Below are 17118 nucleotides of genomic sequence, written 5' to 3'. Positions count from 1 at the left end.
GCTCTCGATCGCGCTGCTCACGTCGCGGCGCCTGCTCGACGTGGGATGCGCCGTGGCGGCGGGCGTCGGGGTGTTCCTGCTCGTCGGGCCCGGCATCGCCGGGCCCGGGGCCGGTGCGCCGGCGCGCGCGGGGGCGGATGCCGCGGCCGGCGGTGCGGCGGGCGTCGACCCGATCGGCGTGGTGCTCGCGCTGACCGCGGCGGCCAGCTGGGCGGGCTACATCCTCCTCACGCGGCGGGTCGCGACGCGGCTGCCCGGCCTCGAGGGTCTCACCGTCGCGAGCCTCGTGAGCCTCGCCCTCCTCGCGCCGTTCGCGGCGTGGACTTTCGACGCGTCGGTGATCGACTGGCGCGTGGCAGGGCTGCTCGTGGGCGTCGGCATCCTGAGCTCGGCCCTGCCGTACAGCCTCGACACCTACATCCTGCGCCGGATCACCCCGCGCCTCTACGCGATCATCACGAGCTTCGGGCCGGTCATCGCGGCGGTGTTCGGGGCCCTCGTGCTGGGCGAGCGGTTCACGGTGGTCGAGGCCGTCGCGATCGCCGTGGTGTGCGGTGCCGCGGGGCTCGCCCTCGCCACCCAGCGCGAGCGGCGCGTCTCCCCGCTCGAGGCGACCGCGCAGTCGATCCCCTGAGCGGTGCAGGAGGACGCGCGACCCGTGCACGGGCGCGTCCGGAGTCGTAGCGTGGGGGGCGGGCGCGGCAGCGGGGCCGCCCGGGGACGTCGAGGAGGACGCGCATGGCCGTGATCGGGTGGATCGGACTCGGGCACATGGGCGGGCCGATGGCCGCGCACCTCGTCGAGGCGGGCCACGAGGTCGTCGGCTTCGACGTCGACGAGGGCATGGCGGAACGGGCCGCGTCCACGGGGGTCCGGGTGGTGGCGGATGCCGCGGCCGCGGCTCGCGACGCCGACGCGGTCTTCACCTCCCTCCCGCGGTCCGAGCACTCCCGCGACGTGATCATCGGCGGCGACGGCGGTCGGGTGGGCGTGCTCGACGTCGTGCGGCGCGAGGCGCTCGTGCTGGACACGTCCACCGTGGACGTGGCGACGTCGCGCGCCTGCCACGACGCGGCGGAGGCGCGCGGGATCCGCTTCGTCGACGCGCCGGTCTCGGGCGGCATCGCCGGGGCCCACGCCGGGACCCTGACGTTCATGCTGGGCGGCGAGGAGGCCGCGACCGGCGAGGCGTCGCGACTGGTGACGCCGATGGCCGGCCACGTCTTCGCCGTTGGCGGCCCGACGGCCGGGATCGCGGCGAAGCTCGCGAACAACCTCATGCTCTTCATCACCCTGCAGGCCTCCTCCGAGGGCGCCCGCCTGGCCGAGGCGCTCGGCCTCGATCCGCAGGTCTTCCACGACCTCGCGACGGTCTCGTCGGGAGACTCGTGGCCGCTGCGGACCTGGTATCCGGTGCCGGGCGTCGTGGCGACGAGCCCGGCGAACCGCGACTTCGAGGCCACCTTCTCCACGCGGCTCGCCGAGAAGGACCTCTCGTATGCGCTCGAGGCCGGCGAGGCCGCGGGCCTGGACCTCGCCGCCGGGCGGCTCGCCATGGAGCGCTTCGCGCGCCTGATCGACGACGGGTACGGGGACCGGGACTGCAGCCTCGTGGTCAGGTACGTGGGCCGCGACGGCCGCACGCCCGGATTCGATCCGACGGAGTAGCGGGACGCCCCCAGCCTCGTCGACCGCCGGCGGACGGTGCCGCGTGGGCTCGCGGCATCCGTTCACCGGGTGCGGATACGCTCGGAACCGGTGAGCCGAGGAGGTGGGATGGCGGCGTTCCGGTGGCCCTGGGAGGCGAAGCGCACGCGCGCGAAGATGGCGCCGTTCGACCGCTCGCGCCTGCCGGAGGTGCGCGAGGCGAGCTTCGCCGAGATGCTCGACGAGGGCCTGCTCATGGCCGAGTCGGCGGGCCGGATGGCGCTGAAGAACCGGCTCATCGTCGACGCGCTGCGCTCCGACGAGCCGTACTCCGAGGAGCGCGCCGCCGAGCACGCACGCGACGTGCTGTACGAGCTCGTGCAGGAGGAGGACGAGGCCGCCGAGCGCGTCGCCGAGGAGCGCGAGGCGGCCGGTCGTCGCGACGGCCGTTCGCAGCACCAGCACGACTACCACCGAGACGACCTGCTGAACCTGCGCCGGCGGGAGCGGATCGCCGCGTCGGTCGCGAAGGAGCTGTGGTCCCGGCGTTCGGATGACGAGTACGTGGCCCGATTCGCGCTGCGCGCGAGGGACGACGCCTGGCAGGAGCTCGGTGCGGCCATCGGGCAGGAGCTCGATCGGCGCTGGCCGCGCTACGACGAGGAGCCCGACTACGCCGAGCACCGTTCGGAGCGGATGTCGGGCGTCGGGGACGACCTGTTCCGCGACCTCGCCCGGCTCGAGGCGCGCCGCGCGGTCGAGGCGATCCCGGAGTACTGAGCGCGGGCCGCTCAGGGGGCCGCGCGGCGTCGCCGCGACGCGACGATCGCGGGCGAGACTGGGCGGCATGCGCAGGACATGGACGCCCCTGGCCGTCGTCTACCTCGTGGTCGCGATCGCGGGGCTGATCGGCACGTGGACCTTCAACGCGATCGCCATCGCCGAGCGGCGCGACTTCCTCGGCGACCTCGTCGCGAGCGGACCGGCGGTCTCGTCGATCACGACCGACCTGCTCGTGGTGGCCGTGGCGGGCAGCATCCTGATCGTCGTCGAGTCGCGCCGGCTCGGCATGCGGTTCGCCTGGCTGTACATCGTCGGCTCGGCGCTCACGGCGTTCGCCTTCACCTTCCCGCTCTGGCTCGCGATGCGCGAGCGCCGACTCGTCGCGCTGCGAGCGGGCACCGCGGGCACCGCGGGGGGCGGCGGCTCGGAGGACCCGCCCCCGGCGTAGGTCAGCGCTGCGCGACCGCGTCGCTGCGGACGACGACTGCGACGTCGCGGTGGACGTTGGCGCGGAGGTCGACGCCGGAGAGTCCCGGCCGGAGGCCGGCGGGCGCCTGCAGCCACGCCGACACGACACCGTAGACCTGCACCAGGAGCTCGACGGGGGACCGGTCGGCGGGGAGCCGGCCGGCCGACTGCGCGGCGCGGATCGCGTCGAGCTTCTCCCCGTACAGTTCGCGCTCGCGTGCGGTCGGCTCGTGCGCCTCGAGCGTGCGCCGCGCCTGGAACCGCATGACCTCGGGGTGCGCGAGCGCGTAGTCGAAGAGCGCCACCGCGTACCCCGCGAGGTCGTCGGGGTCGAACGGCACCTCCACGTGCACGCGCTCGATGACGTCGTCGGCGACGGCATCGAAGAGGCCTTCCTTGCTGCCGAAGTAGGCGTAGATCATGCGCTGGTTGGCGGCGGCCGCGTCGGCGATCCCGGCGATGCGCGCCCCGGCGAAGCCTCCCTCGGCGAACTCGTGCAGTGCCGCGGCGAGGATGCGACGGCGAGTCTGCGCGGCGTCCCTGGCCATGTGGTCCCCCCGTCCGTCCCACGCCGGTCGGCGCGAGGTAAGTAAGTGCTTGTTGACATGATATCCGGTGCGGACGTACAGTAGTAAGCAACCAGTTACTTACTTTGGAGGAACCCCATGGTCAAGACCGCCCTCGTCACCGGCGCCTCGTCCGGGATGGGTCGCGAGATCGCCCTGCGGCTCGCGGCCGACGGCTACACGGTCTACGGCGCGGCGCGGCGCGTCGAGCGCATGGCCGACCTCGAGCAGTCCGGCATCCGCGTGATCGGCATGGATGTCACCGTGGACGACCAGGTCGTCGCCGCGGTCGAGCGCATCGTCGCCGAGACCGGCCGCATCGACGTCCTCGTGAACAACGCCGGCTTCGGCCTCTACGGCGCGGTCGAGGACACCGCGATGGACGACGTCCGGTACCAGTTCGACGTCAACTTCTTCGGCGTCGCGCGACTCACCCAGCTGGTGCTCCCGCACATGCGCGCCCGGCAGTCGGGTCGGATCGTGAACATCTCCTCGGTCGGCGGCGAGATCTACACCCCGCTCGGCGCGTACTACCACGCCACCAAGCACGCGCTCGAGGCGTGGTCCGACGCGCTGCGGTACGAGGTCGCGCAGTTCGGCATCGACGTCGTGATCGTGCAGCCGGGCCTCATCGCCACCGAGTGGTCGGGGATCATGTCGGCACCCCTGATGGAGCGGAGCGGGAACGGGGCGTACGCAGAGCTCGCGCGCGACCTCGTCCAGGCGTCGGAGCGCAACTACGGCGACGGCGGCTCCGGCGGGTCATCGCCCACCGTCATCGCCGGCACCGTCGCGAAGGCCGTGGCCGCGAAGCGGCCGCGCACGCGCTACGCGGCCGGACGCCTCGCCAAGCCGCTCATCGCCGCGCGGCGCGTGCTCAGCGACCGCGCGTTCGACCGGTTGCTGAAGGCCGCCAGCTGAGACGCGGCCGCGGCGGACGCGCTCGACCGGGTGCAGCCCGGGCGCTCACCCCGGCACTAGCGTTGGGCTCATGACCGACGACGTGACGGATGCCCTCGACGCTCCGTGGCATGCGGGGGTCTGGACCAGCGAGCCCGTCGCCGTCCGCGCGGACGGCGACGGGCTCGTGGTCGAGGCCGCCGAGGGCAGCGACTTCTGGCGCACCACCCAGTACGGCTTCGTGCACGACGACGGCCACGCGCTGCTCAGCCCGTGGGCGTCGGACGAGGCGGTGGAGGTCTCCCTCGACACCTCGGGGCTCACCGGGCTCTACGACCAGGCGGGCGTCTTCCTGCGCGGCGGCGACGAGCTCTGGATCAAGGCCGGCCTCGAGGTGACCGACGACGTGCTGCACGTCGGCGCCGTCGTGACGAACCGGATGTCGGACTGGTCGCTCGCGCCCGTGCCCGAGTGGGCCGGAGAGGTCGTCACGATCCGCGCGAGCCGGTCGGGCGTCGACGGCGAGGCCGTCACGATCCGGGCCCGCGCCGGCGACGGTCCCTGGCGCACCATCCGGGTCGCGCCGTTCGACGCCGATGCCGCGACCGCGGGGCCGATGGTCTGCGCGCCGACCCGAGCCGGCCTCGAGGTGCGCTTCACCCGGTGGGCGTTCGTTCCCGCCGACGTCGACCTCCACGAGGACCCGCCGAGCGCCTGAGGCGGCACGGCGGGTAACGGATCGATCGCGGGTATTGCCGCGCTGGGCGGCGGCGCGGTTCACTTGACCCGACCCGCCCTCGTCGCCAGCCCTCACCGATCGACGACGGCGCCCCGACCCGGACCGTTGGAGCTCCCCGTTGCCCCTGCGCACCTCACCGTCCCGTCCCCTCCGAGCCTCCATCCGAGCCCTCGCCGGGACGCTCATGGTACTCCTGCTCGCCCCGCTCGTGTTCGCTCCGACGACGGACGCGGCACCGCCGACATCCGGGGCGGCGTCGTCCATCGCGGATGCGCGTCTGACGCTCGATCCGTCGTCTGATGAGCCGGGCCGGATCGATGACGCGCCGTCGGCTCCGACCGTGCAGCCGGGAGGTCCCCTCCTGGCGTCGATGGAGTCGGAGCCCGGACTGGGATCCATCTCCGGCGTCGTCCGGGGCTACGAGGAGGCCGGGCTTCCCGGCGTCCGAGTCGCGTTGAAGCACCTCGGGTCGGGACAGAGCCTGCCGTACGAGTACACCGACGACGCGGGGGCGTATCGATTCGACGAGCTGCTTCCAGGCGAGTATTGGCTCGACCTCTCGCATTCCGACGACGGGTACTCCTCGGATTGGACGACGGTCGGCTGGCAGCGGGGCGAACTGGTGCTCGGCTTCGACCAGGATCGGACCGGTGTCGATGCCCGATTCGCGGCGCGCAACGCCTCGATCTCCGGCGTGGTGACCTACGCCGACGGCACGCCCGTTCAGCAGGGCAGGGTGTACGTCCAGGGCAGCAGCAGCGGGTCGGTCAACACCGACGACGCCGGTGCCTATCGAGTGGAGGGGCTCGGGCCGGGTGCGCACACGGTGCAGTTCTTCCCCGCCGGATCGCGAGCGTCGGAGTACCTCGCGGTCTACTGGAAGGACTCGTTGAGTTTCGCTACCGCCGACCCGCTCGAGATCGGGGAAGGGCAGTCGATCTCGGACATCGATGCGCAGCTCCCGCTCGGAGGCTCGCTCTCCGGGGTGCTCACGATGTCGGACGGCACGCCCGTCGCCGATGCGTTGGTCGAGGTCGAGGGTGAAACCGTGCACACCGGTCGAAAGTCGACTCGGACCGACGCGTCCGGACGGTACCGGTTCGCGGGTCTGGTCACGGCAGGCTACCTGCTCGCCGCATACCCGAAGGGATGCGTGAACCGCGGCTATTGGCCGGCCGGAGGTGGCACGAATGAGGCCGAGACGATCCCGGTGACGCTGGGCGCGGAGACCACGACGGACATGGAGCTCGAGCCCGGGGCGACGATCTCGGGGACGGTGACGTGGGCCCCCGGCCACTCGCCCGACGTCGACCTGGTGACCGCGAAGGGTTCCCACGTCCGATCAGCGAACATCGCCGCGGACGGCTCCTACGAGTTCTGCGTGCCGAAGCCGCTCGCCGGTGGGTACGCCGTGGAGTTCTCCCAGCTTGATTGGGACACGATGATCCGTCTGCCCGAGTACTGGAACGATCAGGACCACCTCGAGACGGCTGAGGTGATCATGCTGGCCCCAGGCGACGTCGTGACCGGGATCGACGCGGAGCTGACGACCGGGTCGACGATCTCCGGCACGGTGACCGGCGACGGACTCCCCGTGTCGCACGTCATGGTCACCGCCCACGGGGAGATCGACGGCGGCACGGCATGGACTCGCTACACGAGCACCGACTCCGCCGGCGCCTACACGTTGGGCTACCTGCCGTCGGGGACGTACACCCTCGAATTCGAGCCGCGCGACGGCTCCGTCTACACCGACGAGTGGTGGGGGAACCGGCCCGACCGCGACTCCGCGGTCCGATTCGACGTCGCGAAGGACGCGATCGTGTCGGGGATGGACCTGGAACTCTCGCCCGGCGCCTCCATCACGGGAGTCCTGGTCGATGCCCGCGGCGGGCCGGTTCCGGGGGCGGAGGTCTACGCCTACCTCAGCGGTGTGGAACCCCTGGACCGACGGTTCGGACAGGTGGATGAATCGGGAGTGTTCGTGATACCGGGCCTTGGGTCAGGGGTGTACTCGGTCACGTTCAGCGCACCCGGATACTTCACGCAGTACGGGACGACGGTCGAGGTGGCCGCGCGGTCCGAGGCGTCGATCGGGGAGATCGAGCTGGTCCCGTTCGCTCGGATCAGCGGCAAGGTCGTCGGTGAGGGCGGCTACCGACTCGGGCAATCCGCGTACGTGCGCCTCTATCGCCTGGAGGCCGGCACGTACCGATGGGTCGATTCCGATGCGACCGGGAACTACGCCGGCATGCCGGCATGGGACGGCGTGTTCGATTTCCCCAGCCTGCGGGCGGGCACGTACAAGGTCGAGTTCCGTCCGCCGTCCGGGTACCGGGGCGAGTGGTGGAGCGACGCACCCGACGAAGCGTCGGCGACCATCATCGAACTCGGCGTCGGAGAGGCGCGCTCGGGGGTCGACGCCGAACTCGCCGGCGGTCCGGTGCGGATCACCGGCCCGAAGCTGTCGGGCACGCCCGTCGTGGGAGCCACCCTCACCGCGGCGGTCTCCACGACGACCGCCGACGCGTCGCTGGCGCTCCGGTGGCTCGCGAACGGTGCGCCGATCGAGGGCGCAACCGGCGAGACGCTCCGATTGGCCGCGGGGCAGCTCGGGGCTCGGATCTCGCTGCAGGCGACGGGGACCGCCCCGGGCCACACCTCGACGACCGCGACCTCGCCGTCCACCTCGGTGGTCGGCCTCGGCACCATCTCCCTCGACGGCCCGGCGATCTCGGGAGTCGCCAAGGTCGGCGAGACGCTGACGGCCGTGGCGTCGTCGTCGACGGAGGGCGTGCGGATCGAGTACCGGTGGTTCGCCGGAGGCACTGCCGTCGACGGTGCCGTCGACCAGGCGTTCACGCCGGGAACGGCGCACGTCGGCATGGCGGTCACGGTCCGCGTGACGGCCTCGGCCCCCGGTTTCGCCACGATCGTGAGGACCTCGGACCGGACCGCGCCGGTCGAGTCGAACGTGCGGCCCCCACCTGAACGCCCCGCGGACGTGGAATGGCACGGCCCGGGGGACGATCCGCTGGACCAGGGGCGGCAGGACTGCGACACCTGCGCCTGGCGACCGGAGTGACGGCTACGGCGTCACGTGGTGGCTCGGGCGGAACACGTCCTCCGGGTCGACCTCGCGCTTGACCGCCCGCAGGCGATCGAGCGTGGCGGGCGGGAAGATCTCGGCGAGGATGTCGGCGCCGAACTCGGGCGTGAAGTTCGCGTAGCGGCCGGTCGTGAACGACGCGGTCTCGGCCGCCGCCTCGCGGGCCGCCGACACCTCGTCGGCCGCGGCATCCGCCGGGAGCAGCGTGGTCACGGCGACGAGCGCCAGCCCGTCGCGCTGGGCGATCGCGGTGGCGTCGGCCGGCACGCGCGAGAAGGCGCCGCCGAGGGCGCGCAGCAGGAGCATGACGGGCTCGTCGGCGTCGAGGGCGCGCGCGAACGCGTCGAGGGCCGCGTCGGAGAGCTCGGGCACGAAGCCGTTCGCGCCCACCATGACGAACGGGGGCGTGCCAGGAGGCGACTCCTCGAGGAGGTCGGCGTACGCGACCGGTCCGAGGGCGACCTCGGTCACCGACGGGAGCGAGAGCATCGGCTCGAGCAGGCGTCGCAGCTCGGCCTCGTCGCCCTCGAGCGCGACCGCGAGCTGCGGCCCGGCCGGCAGCTCGGGCATGAGCGGCGGCATCACGAGCAGCGTCGCGTTGAGCTGGTCCGGCGCATCGCGGAACACGTCGCGGAACGCGCCGAGCACCGCGCGCGCGTCGGACCGGTCGAACTGCACGTGACCGCCCGTGAGCGCGCCGAGGGGCCGGGCCTCGAAGGTGAACCGGGTGGCGACGCCGAAGTTGCCGCCGCCGCCACGGAGCGCCCAGAACAGCTCGGGGTGCGACGACGCGTCGACCGAGAGCACGTCGCCGGTCGCCGTGACGAGTTCGATCGCGCGGACCAGGTCGACGGTGAGCCCCTGGCTGCGGGCGAACCAGCCGAGCCCGCCGCCGAGCGCGAGCCCGCCGACGCCCACGTCGATCGTGTCGCCGGACGAGACCGCGAGGCCGTGCGGCGTGAGCGCGGCGGCCACGTCGCCCCACTGCGCCCCGGGGCCGACGTGCACGAGTCGCGGACCGTCGGCTGCGCCATCCGTCTCGAGCTCGACCGCCGACAGCGCGCCGAGGTCGATCACGAGACCGCCCCCAACCGGATCCGAGCCGTGCCCGCCGCTGCGCACGGCGATCGGCACGCCGGCGGCCACGGCGGCACGGACCGCCTCGGCGACCTCGGCGGCGGACGTCGGCCGGACGACGGCGTCGGGCGTGCCCTCGCCGGCGAACACCCGCGCACCCGCCTCGTACCCCGCGGTGCCTGGCTCGTGCACGAGCCCCGGCATCCGCCCACTCAGTTCGGTGACGAACGACATGGCGCTCAGTCTGGCCCCGTCCGGCGACATCCGCGAGCCCTCCGGGCGAGGACCTCGGTGCGGCTACTCCCCGCTCGGGTGCGCCCCCGCCGCGTCGATGATCCACGCGTTCGCGAACGCACGCTCGCGCCAGGCCGCGTAGCGACCCGAGACCCCGCCGTGACCGGCGGCCATCTCGATCTTCAGCAGCGGGTCGGCGCCGACCTCGCGCAGCTTCGCGACCCACTTCGCCGGCTCGACGTACAGGACGCGCGTGTCGTTGAGCGAGGTGATCGCCAGGATCCGCGGGTAGCCGACGGGGTGCACGTTCTCGTAGGGCGAGTAGGACTTCATGTACGCGTAGACCTCGGGATCGTCGAGCGGGTTGCCCCACTCGTCCCACTCGATGACCGTGAGCGGCAGCGACGGGTCGAGGATCGAGGTCAGGGGGTCGACGAACGGCACCTCGGCGACGATGCCCGCGAACAGGCGCGGGGCGAGGTTCGCCACCGCGCCCATGAGGAGGCCGCCCGCGGAGCCGCCCTGCGCCACGAGGTGGTCGGGGGTCGTGATGTCGATGTCGACGAGGTGCTCGGCCGCGGCGATGAAGTCGGTGAACGTGTGCTTCTTGTGCGTGGTCTTGCCGTGCTCGTACCAGAGCCGGCCCATCTCGCCGCCGCCGCGGACGTGGGCGACGGCGAACACCATGCCGCGGTCGAGGAGCGACAGGCGCGGGATCCCGAATCCCGGGTCGATCGCGTGCTCGTACGAGCCGTACCCGTAGAGCAGGGTCGGCGCGGGCTCCCCGAGCGTGACGAGGTCGTGCCGGTAGACGAGCGAGATCGGCACCCTCGTGCCGTCCTTCGCCGTGGCCCACTCGCGCTTCTGCGCGTAGCGCTCGGGGTGGTAGTCGCCCAGGACGGGCTGCTGCTTGCGCACCGTCCGGGTGCCGGATGCCACGTCGAGGTCGATCACGGTCGACGGCGTCACGAAGCTGCCGTAGCCGATCCGCAGCGACGGCTGCGCCCAGTCGGGGTTGCCGCCGACACCCACCGAGAACAGCTCCTCGTCGAACGCGAGCTCGTGCAGGGTGTCGTCGGGCGTCGCATCGTCGGGGAGGCCCTGCGGCGGCACCTTCGCGACGGCGACGCGCGGCAGTCCGTCGCGCCGGTACTCGAGCGCGACGAAGTCGCGGAAGCCGTGGACGGCCTCGATGCGCATGCCCGGGTCGTGCGGGAGCAGCATGCGGCGGGCGCCCTGCGGGTCGTCGGCCGCGACGCTCACGAGCTCGAAGTTCACCGCATCGCCCTCGTTGTGCACGATCAGCAGGCGGTCCCGCCCGCCGGCGACGACGTGCTCGAGGTCGTACTCGACCCCGTCGCGGCGCGGCCAGACGACGCGGAACTCGCCGGTCGGGTCGTCGGCGTCCAGCAGCCACGACTCGCTCGTCACGTGCGATCCCGCCTCGAGGACCAGGTAGCGCCGGCTGCGCGTGAGTCCGACCCCGAGCCAGAACCGCTCATCGGGTTCGTGGAACACGCGCACGTCGTCCGCGGCCGGCGTGCCGATCTCGTGCCGCCATACGGTGTCGGGCCGCCACGCGTCGTCCACCGTCGTGTAGAAGACGTACCGGCCGGTCGCGTCGAAGAGGGCGCCGGCCGCCGTTCCGGGGATCTCGTCCGGGAGGTCGCGGCCCGAGTCGTCGATCGCGCGGAGGCGGATGGTGTATCGCTCGTCGCCCTCGACGTCGGTCGCGTAGAGCAGCGTCGTGCCGTCGCCCGTCACGTCGAAGCTGCCGAGCGCGAAGAACTCGTGCCCCTCGGCCTCGACGTTGTCGTCGAGCAGCACCCGCTCGCCCGGCAGCGGCGATCCGTCCTCGGGGATGGTCGGCGGCTCCCAGTCGTCGGCCGCACGCACCGCGACCCGGCAGTGGATGGCGTACTGCCGGCCCTCGACCGTGCGGGAGTAGTACCACCAGTCGCCCTCGCGCGTCGGCACGCTGAGGTCGGTCTCCTTGGTGCGGTGCCGGATCTCCTCGTAGAGCTGCTCCTGCAGGATCGAGAGGTGCGAGGTCTTCGCCTTGGTGTACGCGTTCTCCTCGTTGAGGTGGGCGATGACCGCCGGGTCGTCCTTGTCGCGCAACCACTCGTAGTGGTCGATCACCACGTCGCCGTGGTGGGTGCGTTCGGTCGGTCGCTTCTCGGTCACCGGAGGGTTCAGCACGGGACCACGCTACGCCGGGTGCGCGATCGCGGCACGCAGCGGGCGGAGCCGGAACCGGGTCTCCGCATTGGCCGATCCGATGAAGTGAGGTTAGCCTAAGCTCACACCCGATCATCGACCCGGAGGAGCACCGTGCTCGCGAATTTCCTGATCGGCCTGCGCGAGGGCCTCGAGGCCGGACTCGTCGTCGCCATCCTGGCCGCCTACCTCGGGCGCATCGGACGCCGCGACCTCCTGGGCCGGCTGTGGCTCGGCATCGCGATCGCCGTCGTCGTGTCGCTCGGCGTCGGCGCCCTGCTCACCTGGGGGCCCGTCGGGCTCAGCCACGAGCAGAAGGAGCTCCTCGGCGGCGTGCTGTCGCTGCTCGCGGTCGCCATGGTCACCTGGATGATCTTCTGGATGGCGCGCCACGGCGCGGGGCTCTCCGCCGAGCTGCGCGGGAAGGCCGACGTCGCCGTCGGCGGATCGTGGATCGCGGTCGTGCTGCTCGGCGCGCTCTCGGTCGGGCGCGAGGGCATCGAGACGGCGCTGTTCGTCTGGGCGAACGTCTCCAGCGGCAGCGATCCCGTGCTCGGGACCATCGGCGCCCTGCTCGGCATCGTGACCGCGGTCGGCCTGGCCTGGGGCATCGCGCGCGGACTCGTGCGCATCGACCTCTCGGCGTTCTTCACCTGGACCGCGGTGTTCCTGGTCTTCGTCGCGGCCGGCGTCTTCGCGTACGCCCTGCACGACCTGCAGGAGGCGGGCGTGCTGCCCGTCCTCGCCGCCCACGCCTGGGACCTGCGCGAGGTGCTCCCGCGCTCGAGCTGGGGCGGCGTGCTGCTCGGCGGCATCTTCAACTACACGCCCTCGCCGACCTGGGCGCAGGTGCTCGGCTGGATCGCCTACGTCGCCGTCACCCTCGCGCTCTACCTGCGGATGGTCGGTCGCCGGCCGCGGCGCCCGCGTGGGGCGGAGGCCCGCGAGCAGGCGTCCGCGCGCGCCGAGGTGCGGGCCGCGGCGGTCACCGCCTGAGACGCCGGGGCGCCGGGCGGCGCCGGGGTGTCGGCGCCGCGCGCTAGCGTGCCCGTGGAACGAGGCGCGTCGCGCGGGCGGCGCCGAGGCGGGGGGAACGTGACATGGAGATCGTGCTGGTACCGGGCATGTGGCTCGACGGCGAATCGTGGGGCGAGGTGGCCGAGCAGCTCGAGGGCGCGGGCCACCGGGTCCGCTCGCTGACCCTGCCGGGGCTCGCCTCGCGTGACGAGGACCGCCGGGGGATCGGGTACGACGACCACGTCGGCGCGATCGTCGAGGCGATCGATGCGGCATCCGGGCCGGTGCTGCTCGTCGGCCACTCCGCGGGGTGCGACCTGTCGTGGGCGGCCGTCGACCGGCGGCCCGACCGCGTCGTCCGCGCCATCCTCGTCGGCGGGCTGCCGTCGGCCGACGGGGATGCGCTCGTCGGCGGGTACGACGCGGTCGACGGCGAGATCCCGCTGCCCGACTGGTCGGCCTTCGGCGAGGAGGACCTCCGCGACCTCGACGACGCCGCGCGCGAGCGGTTCCGGGCGCTGGCGATCCCGGCCCCCGCCGGCCCGCTCGCGGGGCCGCAGCGCCTCGCCGACGAGCGCCGGCTCGACGTGCCGGTCACGGCGGTGTGCACCGAGTACTCGGTCGCACAGCTCGACGAATGGCTCGCGGGCGGCCCGGCGTGGGCCTCGGAGTTCCTGGCGATCCGCGACGTCGAGCGCGTCGACCTGCCGACCGGGCACTGGCCGCAGTTCACCCGGCCGCGCGAGCTGGCGGAGTTGATCCTCGCTCGCGCGGGGGCCGCCGCGCCGGCGCGCTGAGCGCGCCCGATCAGGCGCCGCGGGTCGCGAGTTCGCCCTCGACCGCCGTGCGCAGGCGGGCGAGGGCGCGAGCGAGTGCCACGTCGGACGGCGACCCGTAGCCGATGACGATCCCCGCCGGGCCCCGTCCCGGCTCGACCGCGTACTCGGCCAGGGGCGCAACGTCGACGCCGTCCGCCGCGAGCCGGTCGACCACCCGGCCGGCGGTGTCGTGGTCCGGCAGCCCGACGACCGCGTGCAGCCCGCTGTCGAGGCCCGAGAGCGGGGCGCCGGGGATGCCGCCGAGCGCGTCGAGCACGAGGCTGCGGCGGTGCGCGTAATCCCGCCGCACGGCCGCGATGTGGCGCCGAACCGTGCCCGTCGCGAGCAGCTCGGCGAACGCCTCCTGCACGATGCCGCTCACCGGCGGCGTCTCGTCGTCGCGCACGGCGGCCACCGCCGCGCGCAGCCTCGCATTCGCCGGGAGCACGAGGTAGCCGAGGCGCAGCCACGGGGTCAGCACCTTCGAGAAGCTGCCCACGAGCACCGCGTGGCCCGAGCGGTCCAGCGAGGCGAGCGCCGGCATCGGTGCGCCGAGGTGGCGGAACTCGCTGTCGTAGTCGTCCTCGAGGACGAGCGCGTCGGCGGTCTCCGCCCATTCGAGCAGGGCGAGCCGAGCGGCCACGGGCAGGCGACCACCGAGCGGGTACTGGTGGCTCGGCGTGACCATCACGGCGTGCGGGGCGGGGCGGACGGCGCGGAGCATCGCGACGTCGATCCCGTCCCCGTCGACCCGGACGGGCACCGTCCGGAGCGCACCGCGGCGCTCGAGCACGCGCCGCGCCGAGGGGTACCCGGGGTCCTCGACGGCGACGCGGGGCGTGCCGTCGACCATGAGCTGGAGTGCTGAGGCGAGCAGGGCGACGGCATCGCTCGTGCCGGCCGTCACGACCACGTCGTCGGCGGAGCACGTCACCCCGCGCGCGTGCCGCAGGTGATCGGCGATCTCGGCGCACAGCCGCGGCGCGCCGAAGTCGGGCGGGACGTCGCCCGGCACCGTGACCCGCGCGGCGTGTCGCCAGGCCGCGCGCCACGCGCGTTCGTCGAGCCGGGACGTGGACGGGCGGCCCGGCCGGAGGTCGACGCGCTCGGTCCCACCGTCGTCCGGGGCGTCGCCCCCGCCCGGGTCGGCTGCGGGGGACCGGGGCTCGCCGGTGGCCTCGACGACCGGACCCGCGTCGTCGGCGAGCCGGGGCCGCGCGCCGCCGACGTCCGCCGGCACCTGCGGCGCGACGCGCGTCGGAGCACCCTGCCGGACCTCGAGGTAGCCCTCGCCGGCGAGCTGGTCGTACGCGGCGACCACCGAGCTGCGGGAGACGCCGAGCTCGCCCGCGAGCACGCGGGTCGACGGCACGGCGTCGCCGGCGCGGAGCCGGCCGTCGAGGATGCCGCGGCGGAGCCCTTCGACGAGCTGCGTGCCCACCGGGCGGGCGTCGTCGCGGTCGATGACGAGCAGTGGTCCGTCCATGCGCCTTCCCCGATCATTCGACCGGTCCAACTGGACTGGTCGAAAGTGCGCGAACTGGTATGAGCACCATACCAGTCTCCGCCGCAGACTGGCGGCATGACCAACACCCGACCCGTCGTCCCGTCCCGCCGGCTCCGCCGGCTGCCCGACCGCGAGACCTCCGATCGCCTGGCGCTCGACGAGCTCCTCGACGCCGAGCTCGTGGGACACCTCGCCGTGGCCCTCGACGGCGTTCCGGTCGTCGTGCCGATGGGCTTCGCCCGGGTCGGCCGACACCTCGTGCTCCACGGCTCCACGGGAGGCGGGTTCGCACTCCGCGCGGCCGCCGCGCGATCGACGGTGTCGTTCGCGGTGACGTCGCTGGACGGACTGGTGTACGCCCGCTCGCTGTTCGACAGCTCGATGAACTACCGGAGCGCGACCGTCATGGGCGTGCTCGAGGCCGTCCCGGACCATGAGGCGGATGAAGCGCTGCTCGCCCTCTCCGAGCGACTCATGCCCGGCCGAGCCGCCGAGGTGCGCGCGATGCGCCGCAAGGAGGTCGCGGCCACGCGCGTGCTCCGCCTGCCGCTCGAGGACGTCGTGATGAAGCAGCGCGCGGGTGGACCGTCCGAGTCTCCCGACGACGGCGAGGACCACACGACCTGGGCCGGTGTCGTGCCCCTCGTGCGGACGTGGGGCGTCCCGGTGCCCTCGTCGCTCACGCAGCCGGGCGCGCCCGTGCCCGGTTCCGTGACGGCCCTGACGACGGCGTCGGCCCCATCCGCCCCGTTCGACGAGCCATCTGTCGCCACCGGCGACCGACCGGTCGCGGTCGGCCTCGGCGCGGTGCGCTGACCGGCGTCACCGAGAACCCCGGAAGGAGGTGCGTGATGTTCGCAGCGATCGTGCTCGGCCTCGTCTCGGCGTGGGCCGTGACCGCCTCGGTGGTCCAGTTCCGCAGGGACGGATACCACCGCACGCCCACCCTGGCGCACTGAGGTCGGATCGACCCGGACGTCCGCATCCGGCCGCGGCGGGGTCCTGAGGAGCGCCTCAGGACCCCGCTCCCTCGAAATATGGACATCTCCCGATGCCGGGACCCCACCTCAGGGAGGAGTCTCGGACCATCGCCAGACCAGGAGGAACACCATGGACCACGCAGCAGGCGTCGTCGCCATGCAGGTGCACGAGAGCACCATCCGCCGAGCGGAGCAGCGGATCGCGCAGGCGCGCGCCGCGGCCGAGCGGATGCCGGTGGCCGCGCCGTCAGGCCGCGGGATCGCGGCGGCGGCCGCCGTTCCGCTCCGCCGCCTCTTCCGCCGCCACGCGCCGCGATTCGCGCAGTGACGTCGAGCGGATCCGGCTCGACCGGAACGGCCGCCGCCGTTCCGCTCCGCCACGACGCCGATGCTCGGCGCCGAGCCTTCGGGCCCGGCGCCGATGTCATCGGCTCGTGGGACGATGACAGGGTGTCCAATCAGTCGTCGAGTGCGACCCTGGTGGGTCGCGACGCCGAACTCGAATGGCTCGCCGGGCTCCTCGATTCGGTCCGTGCCGGCTCGCCGGCCACCGCCGTCATCGGAGGCGAGGCGGGGATCGGCAAGAGCCGGCTCGTGGGCGACTTCGTGCAGACGCTGGGCCCGGGCGTCAGGGTCGTCCGCGGCCAGTGCGTCGACCTGGGCGACGTCGCCGCGCCGTACGCTCCGGTAAAGGGCGCCCTCCGCCAGCTCGTCGCCCAGGTGGGTGCGGAGCGGGCCCTCGAGGCGGTCGGCCCGGGGCGCGCCGCGCTGGTCGCGCTCCTGCCCGAGCTCGCCGCGTCGGGCGGCGAGCCGGTCGGCGAGGTCGTGATCACCCCCGGCGGCGCGGGCAGCGGCCAGCTCCACGAAGCGGTCGCCGTCCTGCTCGAGACCCTCTCGCGCGACGAGCCCATCGTGCTCGTGATCGAGGACCTCCACTGGGTCGATGCCGCGACCCTCGTGCTGCTGCGGTTCCTGCTGCGGTCGCTCGGCACCGGCCGGCTCCTCATGGTGCTCACCTACCGGACCGACGACGTCACGCGCGGCCACCCGCTG

The 17118-nt window shown here is 73.4% G+C and carries 16 protein-coding genes; 12 read left to right on the top strand and 4 right to left on the bottom strand.

Going from position 1 to position 17118, the window contains the following annotated elements; all coding sequences use genetic code 11:
* From ABME01_RS15460 to ABME01_RS15445, 4 genes are all read left to right on the top strand, one after another.
* Positions 1 to 634, top strand: a 634-nt coding sequence (locus ABME01_RS15460; RefSeq protein WP_353829321.1) for an EamA family transporter, incomplete at its 5' end; no start/stop codon positions are given.
* A 104-nt stretch (positions 635 to 738) separates the two neighbouring features.
* The gene (locus ABME01_RS15455; RefSeq protein WP_353829320.1) at positions 739 to 1668 is read left to right on the top strand and encodes an NAD(P)-dependent oxidoreductase; all 930 of its coding nucleotides are present in this window, start codon (positions 739 to 741) and stop codon (positions 1666 to 1668) included.
* A 108-nt stretch (positions 1669 to 1776) separates the two neighbouring features.
* Complete coding sequence (locus ABME01_RS15450; protein WP_353829319.1) at positions 1777 to 2427, top strand: hypothetical protein; 651 nt, start codon at positions 1777 to 1779, stop codon at positions 2425 to 2427.
* A gap of 67 nt (positions 2428 to 2494) precedes the next feature.
* The gene (locus ABME01_RS15445; RefSeq protein ID WP_353829318.1) at positions 2495 to 2878 is read left to right on the top strand and encodes a DUF2834 domain-containing protein; all 384 of its coding nucleotides are present in this window, start codon (positions 2495 to 2497) and stop codon (positions 2876 to 2878) included.
* A gap of 1 nt (position 2879) precedes the next feature.
* On the opposite strand, the gene ABME01_RS15440 is transcribed toward ABME01_RS15445, so the two are convergent.
* Positions 2880 to 3446, bottom strand: a complete 567-nt coding sequence (locus tag ABME01_RS15440) for a TetR family transcriptional regulator (protein WP_353829317.1) — start codon at positions 3444 to 3446, stop codon at positions 2880 to 2882.
* Positions 3447 to 3563: 117 nt separating this feature from the next.
* On the opposite strand from ABME01_RS15440, the gene ABME01_RS15435 reads away from it, so the two are divergent.
* From ABME01_RS15435 to ABME01_RS15425, 3 genes are all read left to right on the top strand, one after another.
* Positions 3564 to 4385, top strand: coding sequence for an oxidoreductase (locus ABME01_RS15435; RefSeq protein ID WP_353829316.1), 822 nt, complete (start codon positions 3564 to 3566; stop codon positions 4383 to 4385).
* Between the two features lie 70 nt (positions 4386 to 4455).
* Positions 4456 to 5082, top strand: coding sequence for a DUF1349 domain-containing protein (locus tag ABME01_RS15430; protein ID WP_353829315.1), 627 nt, complete (start codon positions 4456 to 4458; stop codon positions 5080 to 5082).
* Positions 5083 to 5473: 391 nt separating this feature from the next.
* On the top strand, positions 5474 to 8188 hold the full coding sequence (locus ABME01_RS15425; RefSeq protein WP_353829314.1) for a carboxypeptidase regulatory-like domain-containing protein: 2715 nt from the start codon (positions 5474 to 5476) through the stop codon (positions 8186 to 8188).
* Positions 8189 to 8191: 3 nt separating this feature from the next.
* Here ABME01_RS15425 and ABME01_RS15420 read toward each other — a convergent pair whose 3' ends face one another.
* The gene (locus tag ABME01_RS15420; RefSeq protein WP_353829313.1) at positions 8192 to 9523 is read right to left on the bottom strand and encodes an FAD-binding oxidoreductase; all 1332 of its coding nucleotides are present in this window, start codon (positions 9521 to 9523) and stop codon (positions 8192 to 8194) included.
* Between the two features lie 63 nt (positions 9524 to 9586).
* Positions 9587 to 11725: a S9 family peptidase gene (locus ABME01_RS15415; RefSeq protein ID WP_353829312.1), complete on the bottom strand. Its 2139-nt coding sequence runs from the start codon at positions 11723 to 11725 to the stop codon at positions 9587 to 9589.
* A 132-nt stretch (positions 11726 to 11857) separates the two neighbouring features.
* Between ABME01_RS15415 and efeU the strand changes: the two genes are divergently transcribed.
* Positions 11858 to 12739, top strand: coding sequence for an iron uptake transporter permease EfeU (efeU, locus tag ABME01_RS15410; protein ID WP_353829311.1), 882 nt, complete (start codon positions 11858 to 11860; stop codon positions 12737 to 12739).
* 104 nt (positions 12740 to 12843) lie between these two features.
* The gene (locus tag ABME01_RS15405) at positions 12844 to 13557 is read left to right on the top strand and encodes an alpha/beta fold hydrolase (protein ID WP_353829310.1); all 714 of its coding nucleotides are present in this window, start codon (positions 12844 to 12846) and stop codon (positions 13555 to 13557) included.
* Between the two features lie 10 nt (positions 13558 to 13567).
* On the opposite strand, the gene pdxR is transcribed toward ABME01_RS15405, so the two are convergent.
* Positions 13568 to 15064 (bottom strand): MocR-like pyridoxine biosynthesis transcription factor PdxR, encoded by a 1497-nt coding sequence (gene pdxR, locus ABME01_RS15400; RefSeq protein WP_353829309.1) that lies wholly within the window; start codon positions 15062 to 15064, stop codon positions 13568 to 13570.
* A gap of 96 nt (positions 15065 to 15160) precedes the next feature.
* Between pdxR and ABME01_RS15395 the strand changes: the two genes are divergently transcribed.
* From ABME01_RS15395 to ABME01_RS15385, 3 genes are all read left to right on the top strand, one after another.
* Complete coding sequence (locus ABME01_RS15395) at positions 15161 to 15901, top strand: pyridoxamine 5'-phosphate oxidase family protein (RefSeq protein WP_353829308.1); 741 nt, start codon at positions 15161 to 15163, stop codon at positions 15899 to 15901.
* A 294-nt stretch (positions 15902 to 16195) separates the two neighbouring features.
* Positions 16196 to 16393 carry a hypothetical protein gene (locus ABME01_RS15390; RefSeq protein ID WP_353829307.1) on the top strand — a complete coding sequence of 66 codons (198 nt, stop codon included), beginning with the start codon at positions 16196 to 16198 and terminating at the stop codon, positions 16391 to 16393.
* A 122-nt stretch (positions 16394 to 16515) separates the two neighbouring features.
* The coding region (locus ABME01_RS15385) for an AAA family ATPase (RefSeq protein WP_353829306.1) at positions 16516 to 17118 on the top strand (603 nt) is incomplete at its 3' end.

This window comes from Agromyces litoreus (genome assembly GCF_040496015.1).
GTDB classification, from domain to species: Bacteria; Actinomycetota; Actinomycetes; order Actinomycetales; family Microbacteriaceae; genus Agromyces; species Agromyces litoreus.
This window is presented reverse-complemented; position numbering and strand designations above follow the sequence as displayed.

Excerpts from the sequence above, each read along its gene's own strand:
- pdxR (WP_353829309.1), bottom strand. The coding sequence starts at position 15,064 with ATGGACGGACCACTGCTCGTCATCGACCGCGACGACGCCCGCCCGGTG.
- ABME01_RS15445 (WP_353829318.1), top strand. The coding sequence starts at position 2,495 with ATGCGCAGGACATGGACGCCCCTGGCCGTCGTCTACCTCGTGGTCGCG.
- ABME01_RS15430 (WP_353829315.1), top strand. The coding sequence starts at position 4,456 with ATGACCGACGACGTGACGGATGCCCTCGACGCTCCGTGGCATGCGGGG.
- ABME01_RS15435 (WP_353829316.1), top strand. The coding sequence starts at position 3,564 with ATGGTCAAGACCGCCCTCGTCACCGGCGCCTCGTCCGGGATGGGTCGC.
- ABME01_RS15455 (WP_353829320.1), top strand. The coding sequence starts at position 739 with ATGGCCGTGATCGGGTGGATCGGACTCGGGCACATGGGCGGGCCGATG.
- ABME01_RS15425 (WP_353829314.1), top strand. The coding sequence starts at position 5,474 with ATGGAGTCGGAGCCCGGACTGGGATCCATCTCCGGCGTCGTCCGGGGC.
- ABME01_RS15390 (WP_353829307.1), top strand. The coding sequence starts at position 16,196 with ATGGACCACGCAGCAGGCGTCGTCGCCATGCAGGTGCACGAGAGCACC.
- ABME01_RS15440 (WP_353829317.1), bottom strand. The coding sequence starts at position 3,446 with ATGGCCAGGGACGCCGCGCAGACTCGCCGTCGCATCCTCGCCGCGGCA.
- ABME01_RS15395 (WP_353829308.1), top strand. The coding sequence starts at position 15,161 with ATGACCAACACCCGACCCGTCGTCCCGTCCCGCCGGCTCCGCCGGCTG.
- ABME01_RS15450 (WP_353829319.1), top strand. The coding sequence starts at position 1,777 with ATGGCGGCGTTCCGGTGGCCCTGGGAGGCGAAGCGCACGCGCGCGAAG.
- ABME01_RS15405 (WP_353829310.1), top strand. The coding sequence starts at position 12,844 with ATGGAGATCGTGCTGGTACCGGGCATGTGGCTCGACGGCGAATCGTGG.
- ABME01_RS15420 (WP_353829313.1), bottom strand. The coding sequence starts at position 9,523 with ATGTCGTTCGTCACCGAACTGAGTGGGCGGATGCCGGGGCTCGTGCAC.